Origin of the sequence: Caulobacter sp. D5 (genome assembly GCF_003185805.1) — a bacterium.
Taxonomy (GTDB): Bacteria; Pseudomonadota; Alphaproteobacteria; order Caulobacterales; family Caulobacteraceae; genus Caulobacter.
In genome coordinates this window covers 1-5,854 of record NZ_QHJY01000378.1, presented here as the reverse complement: position 1 = coordinate 5,854, position 5,854 = coordinate 1, and the positions used below count along the sequence as shown (strand labels likewise).

General features: G+C 70.3%; 3 protein-coding genes and 1 pseudogene. 2 read left to right on the top strand and 2 right to left on the bottom strand.

All coding sequences use genetic code 11. The features are described from left to right. Nucleotides 1-25: 25 nt before the first annotated feature. Nucleotides 26-1,594 carry a tryptophan halogenase family protein gene (locus tag DMC18_RS21395; RefSeq protein ID WP_370444631.1) on the bottom strand — a complete coding sequence of 523 codons (1,569 nt, stop codon included), beginning with the start codon at nucleotides 1,592-1,594 and terminating at the stop codon, nucleotides 26-28. Between the two features lie 100 nt (nucleotides 1,595-1,694). Here DMC18_RS21395 and DMC18_RS27350 point away from each other — a divergent pair. After that, a pseudogene (locus DMC18_RS27350) lies at nucleotides 1,695-1,784 on the top strand (hypothetical protein); the annotation flags it as partial. An 11-nt stretch (nucleotides 1,785-1,795) separates the two neighbouring features. Here DMC18_RS27350 and DMC18_RS21390 read toward each other — a convergent pair. After that, a complete protein-coding gene (locus DMC18_RS21390; RefSeq protein WP_370444044.1) occupies nucleotides 1,796-3,154 on the bottom strand; it encodes a glycoside hydrolase family 27 protein in 1,359 nt (452 codons plus the stop codon). A gap of 261 nt (nucleotides 3,155-3,415) precedes the next feature. Between DMC18_RS21390 and DMC18_RS21385 the strand changes: the two genes are divergently transcribed. Then, the gene (locus DMC18_RS21385) at nucleotides 3,416-5,758 is read left to right on the top strand and encodes a beta-L-arabinofuranosidase domain-containing protein (RefSeq protein ID WP_110121891.1); all 2,343 of its coding nucleotides are present in this window, start codon (nucleotides 3,416-3,418) and stop codon (nucleotides 5,756-5,758) included. Nucleotides 5,759-5,854 lie beyond the last annotated feature (96 nt).

Below are 5,854 nucleotides of genomic sequence, written 5' to 3'. Positions count from 1 at the left end.
CCCTCTCTCTGTGAGAGAGGGAAAGTTACGCCGGCTCCAGCGGGCGGTCGAAGCCGAAGCGGTTGATCTGCGAGATCAGGTCGCGGTGGCTGGGCAGGTCGTGGGTGGCGCGTTCGCCGAAGGCGCGGATGCGGGCGAACTGGCGGGCGGCCGACTGCACGTCGGGGAACTCGCCCCGGCCCGGCGACAGGTCGGTTTTGAAGCCCATGCCGTAGAGAATGTACTGGTAGTTGAAGAAGGCGAAGGTCTCGAGATCGAGGATGAAGTCGTAGCGGCTGGGCGGGCGGTGACGCCATTGCTCCAGCAGCTCGGCCAGCCGTTCGGGGATCGAGGCCGGATCGGCGTTGTCGCGCCAGAACGGCTCGGTCCGCCGGCTCAGGCAATAGTGCAGCTTCAGGAAGGCGATGATGTTGTCGTAGCGCGCGGTCATCAGCTGGTTGAAGCGCCGGGCCGGGGCGTCGATCGGGCCGTTGTGCGGGAAAAGCTCGGCGATGATCGCCACCGCCGCCTCGATCAGCACGACGCCGGTCGATTCCAGCGGCTCCAGGAAGCCCGCCGACAGGCCCACGGCCACGCAGTTCTTCACCCACTGCCGCTCGCGATAGCCGGCCTCGAAGCTGATCGCCTTGGGGGTGATCTCGACGTTCGGCCCGATGTGGGCGCGCAGGATCGCCTCGGCGCGAGCATCGTCCATGTGGTCGCTGGAATAGACGCAGCCGACGCCGCGCGCGCCGGCCAGGCCGATGTCCCAGATCCAGCCGGCCTCGTGGGCGGTGGCGACGGTGAAGCTCTGGATCGGCGCGTCGGGCCGCTCGTAGGGCACGCGGCAGGCCAGGGCGCGGTCGGTGAACAGCACCGGCCGGGTCGACTTGAACGGCGCCTTCAGGGCCTGGCCGATCAGCTCGGCGCGAAAGCCGGTGCAGTCGACATAGAGGTCGGCCTCCAGCCGGCCATGCTCGGCGCAGGCGACGTGGTCGATGGCCCCGTCGGCGTCGAGGGCGACGTTCGTCAGCAGCCCTTCCAGCCGTTCCACGCCCAGTTCCCGGGCCCGGTCGGCCAGCACCTGGGCCAGCTTGGCGGCGTCGAAGTGGTAGGCGTAGTTCAGCGGCCCGGCGAAATTGCCCTCGTGCGGCCGCTTGGGCGCGCGCTGGGCGCCGGCCACCCGCGCCTGGATGGTCATGGCCTCGGCGAACGGCGGCCGCGTGGCCTCGTCCTGCAGCAGCCAGTAGGGGGCCAGACTGGCCCCGTCGGCTGAGAACGGCGCCTCGAACGGGTGGAAATACTGGTGGCGGCGGCCGTCTTCCGGCGCGTGCCCCCAGTCGACGAAGCGGATGCCCTGCTTGAAGGTGGCCGAGGTCTCGCGGATGAACCGCGTCTCGTCGATGCCTAAGAACTGCAAGGTCGTGCGGATGGTGGGGAAGGTCGCCTCGCCCACGCCGATGATGCCGATGTCGGGCGACTCCAGCACCGTGATCTTCAGGTGGTCCTGCTCGGCGATGCGCAGGCTCTTGGCCAGATAGGCGGCCGTCAGCCACCCGGCCGTCCCGCCGCCCACGATGAGGATGCTGCGCCCACGCTCCATGGGTCCGTGCATAGCGCGTTTGCGCGGCAGGGGCATCACCCGCAAACCTTCGTCATCCCGGAAAGCCCGCAGGGCTTATCCGGGACCCCAGGGGACCGGGCGCCGTGCGTGATCCCGCCGCCCGGACGTGGCCGGCGCGTTGCGGCGGCCCCTGGGTCCCGGCTCTGCGCTTCGCTTCGGCCGGGATGACGGGAAAAGGTAGGGGAGGTGAACCTACCCCAGCCGCAGCAACGCCGCCCCGTGCGGGGCCACCACCCGCTCCACCCGGCCCGACACGCGGCCCAGGTCCTCGCCCGTCCAAAGATCCCGCGCGGTCACGGCGCCCGAAAGCCCCAGGTCCCGCAGCGGCAGGCCCACGGCCTTCGGCTTCTCGGTGGTGTTGAACAGCGCCAGGTAGCGGGCGTTCTGCGCCCCCTCCGGCCGGGCCGACCAGATCCGCACGCCGTCGGCGATGAAGTGCGGCTGGTTGCCGGTGCTGGCCTGGTTCACCGCCAGCACGGCGCGGTTGGTCAGCAGGGCAAGGGTCGGCGCATCCAGGTGGCGCAGGTCGCCGCCCATGATCAGCGGCGAGCGGGCGATGGCCCACAGGGTCATCAGGGTGCGCTGCTCGTCGGGCGTGAACTTGGTGTCGCGCTTGCCCAAAGCCAGGCGCCCCAGCGGCAGCATGTCGGCGTCGGGCCAGCCGCCGACGACGCGGTGCTCGTTCCAGTTCTCCAGCCGGGTGAACTGGGCCTCCAGCATGGACCACTCGTCCCAGAAGTCGTCGGAGATGCGCCACATCTGGGCGTGGCGGCGCACGTGGTCGGCGCGCGGCACCGGGGTCTCGCCCGGCGACAGCGACAGGATCATCGGGCGCCCCGTGGCCTGGATCGCCTTGTGCGCCGCCTCGATCTCGGGGGCGTGGGCGTCGTAGGGCCGGCTCATGTCGTCCATCTTGACGAAGTCGACGCCCCAGTCGGCCAGCAGCCTGAACACGCTGTCGTAATAGGCCTGGGCGCCGGGCTTGCTCATGTCGACGCCGTACATGTCCGGGTTCCAGGTGCAGATGCTGGCGGTGTCGGCGATGTCGGCGGCGCGGACCTTGGTTCCCAGCACCGGCAGATTGGCCTTCACCGCCGCGCGCGGGATCCCGCGCATCAGGTGCACCCCGAACTTCAGGCCCAGGGCGTGGACCTGGTCGGCCAGGGCCTTGAAGCCCTTGCCCCCGGCGCTGGACGGAAAGCGGTTGGGCGCGGGGATCAGCCGGCCGAAGCCGTCCATCGCCGGCTGGGGATTGCGGTTGTACTCGTAGCTGGCCGCCTCGGGCTCGTACCACTGGATGTCGACCGTGAAGACGTCGTAGCCGAACGGCAGCAGCTTGGCGGCCATGATCCGGGCCGTCTCCAGGGATTGGGCTTCGGTGATGGTGGTGGCGAAGCTGTTCCAGCTGTTCCAGCCCATCGGCGGCCGCGGGGCCAGCAGGGCGGGCGCCTTCTTGGGCTTGGCGGCGGCGGAAGCGGTGGTCGAGGCCGCGCCGGCCATAAGTCCGGCGGCCAGCAGGCCGCGCCGGTGCATGTCCAGGGTCACTCGCATCCTCCCGTGTTTTTGCTCTTGTCAGACAATATGACGGGTCTGGCAAGCGGGTGGAGCGGGATCGCACCCCAACCCGTAAAATCCCCGCGAAAGCGGGGACCCAGGCTTTCTCTGCAACCCTCGGCGCTCGACGATAAAACACCTGGGTCCCCGCTTTCGCGGGGATTTTACGGGAGGAGGGAGGGCCGCCGACTTGAGCCCCGCCACCCATCATGCTCTCTTGCCCACAATAGTCAGACAAATGACCCAGGGAAGAACGCCATGGACCCGCACAAGCCGAGCCGACGCGCCTTCCTGCTCGCCACCAGCGCCCTGGCCTTCGCCGCGACGGCCGCCGCCGCCAAACCGGTCGAGCAAAGCCCCCGGATCGTCGCCACCCCCGTGCCGGCCCGCTGCATCGTCCTGAAGGCCTCGTATCACCAGCGCGCCGCCGACGCGAACCGCGCCTATCTCCTGTCGCTGTCGCCCGACCGGCTGCTGCACAACTTCCACCAGGGCGCGGGCCTGCCCGTGAAGGCCCCGGTCTATGGCGGCTGGGAGGCCCAGAGCATCGCCGGCCACACCCTGGGCCACTGGCTGACCGCGTGTTCGCTGCAGGTGGCCCACACCGGCGATCCGCAGCTGCGCGAGCGCCTGGCCTACACCGTTTCCGAGCTGGCCCGCGTCCAGGCCGCCCACGGCGACGGCTATGTCGGCGGGACCACCCGCTGGGGCCAGTCCGACGCGGCGGCCGGCAAGCAGGTGTTCGAGGAGCTGCGCCGGGGCGACATCCGCGCCTCGCGCTTCAGCCTCAACGACGGCTGGGTGCCGGTCTACACCTGGCACAAGGTGCACGCCGGCCTGCTCGACGCCCACCGCCTGGCCGCAACCCCGGGCGCCCTCGACGTCGCCACCGGCCTGGCCGGCTATTTCGCCACGATCATCGAGGGCCTGAGCGACGAGCAGGTGCAGAAGATCCTGGTCACCGAGCACGGCGGCCTCAACGAGGCCTATGCCGAGACCTACGCCCTGACCGGCGACGAGCGCTGGCTGAAGATCGCCCGCCGCCTGCGCCACAAGGCCGTGCTCGACCCGATCGCCGGGGAGCGCGACGAGCTGGCCGGCCTGCACGCCAACACCCAGATCCCCAAGGTCATCGGCCTGGCGCGCCTCTACGAGGTCGGCGGCGATCCGGCCGAGGCGACGGCGGCGCGGTTCTTCCACACGGCCGTGACCCGCGACCACAGCTACGTCATCGGCGGCAATTCCGACCGCGAGCACTTCGGCAAGCCGCGCCAGATCGCCCGCCACATGGCCGAGACCACCTGCGAGGCCTGCAACAGCTACAACATGCTGAAGCTGACCCGCCATCTGTGGAGCTGGAAGCCCGACGGCGCCCTGTTCGACTATTACGAGCGCACCCAGCTCAACCACATCCTGGCCCACCAGAACCCGGCCGACGGCCGCTTCGTCTATTTCATGCCGATGGCCGCCGGCGGTCGCCGCAGCTATTCCACCTACGAGGACAGCTTCTGGTGCTGCGTCGGCAGCGGCATGGAAAGCCACGCCAAGCACGCCGACAGCATCTGGTGGCGCAGCGGAGAGACGCTGTGGCTGAACCTCTTCATCGCCTCGAGGCTCGACCTCGGCGAAGGCGACTTCGCCATCGATCTCGACACCCAGTATCCAAGCTTCGGCCACGTCACCCTGACCATCGAACGGGCGCCGAAGGGCGAGCGGGAACTGGCCCTGCGCCTGCCGGCCTGGAGCATCAAGCCCACGCTCGAACTCAACGGCCGGCCGGTCGCCATCCAGACCCGGGGCGACGGCTACGCCCGCGTCTCGCGCCGCTGGCAGGCCGGCGATCGCCTGCGGCTGACCATCCCGATGACCGTGCGGGCCGAGCCGACGCCGGACGATCCCAACCTCGTGGCCCTGCTGTCGGGGCCGCTGGTGCTGTCGGCCGACCTTGGTCCCGCCGACCGGCCGTTCGACCGCCCGGCGCCGGCCCTGCTGGGCCAGGGCGATCCGGCCGCCCTGCTGCGCGTCACCCGGGCCCACCCGCACAATTTCGACGTCCCCCTGGCCCAGGGCGGACGGGTGGAGCTGACGCCGTTCTTCACCGGCTACAGCCGCCGCGAGGCGATCTACCTGCCGGTGTTCACCCCGGCCCGCTGGGCGGCCGAGGGTCCGGCCTACCTTGCCGCCGAGCAGCAGCGCATCGACACCGTCGCCCGCACCGTCGACGCCGTCTATCTGGGCGAGCAGCAGCCCGAGGTCGATCACGCGGTGAAGGCCGGGGCCGGCGAGATCATCCAGCTCAACGGCCGCAGCGGCCGCCGCATCGCCCCCGGCGGCTGGCTGGAGATGACGCTCAAGCGCCGTCCCGGCCCGCTGATCCTGCAGCTCGTCTACTGGGGCCAGGACATCGGCCAGTCGGCCAAGGTGCTGGCCGACGGCGCCGAGAGCGGCCGCTTCACCACCCCGACCGACCGCCGCGACGGCTTCTTCACGGCCGATGTCCCGCTGCCGGCGGGCGAGGGGACGGCGAGGGTGCGGATCGAGGCCGGGGACAGGCCGGTGACGGTCTACGAGGTGCGGGTGCTGGCGGCGGGCGTCGCGTAATCTAATCTACTCGTCATCCCGGAAAGCCCGCAGGGCCTATCCGGCGACTGTGTTGGGTCAAGCGGGCTTTTGCCAGGGTTGTCCGGATTTGAGCAT